This is a genomic window from Mammaliicoccus stepanovicii (genome assembly GCF_002902525.1).
Classification (GTDB): domain Bacteria; phylum Bacillota; class Bacilli; order Staphylococcales; family Staphylococcaceae; genus Mammaliicoccus; species Mammaliicoccus stepanovicii.
In genome coordinates, this window is record NZ_PPQZ01000096.1 from 1 (window position 1) to 201 (window position 201).

Genomic DNA, 201 nt, shown 5'->3' on the forward strand with positions numbered 1-201 from the left:
ATCTGTGTCAATTACTGGTTTAGAAGGTGGCGTATTATCTGTTGCTTTCTTAGGCTCAGATGATTCAGAAGTATTAGGATGTTCCGCCTTATCTGTTGCTTTCGCTGTGACATTACCTTCCGGTAAAGGTTGTGTTGGTGTAATTGTAGCGTGACCTTGATCATCAGCTTCGCCTTCACCAATCTTATGCCCATCTTTATC

General features: G+C 42.3%; 1 protein-coding gene. It reads right to left on the bottom strand.

Annotated features, from left to right (window positions below):
- Positions 1-201: hypothetical protein (locus tag CD111_RS12545; RefSeq protein ID WP_158245696.1), on the bottom strand; the 201-nt coding region annotated here is incomplete at both ends.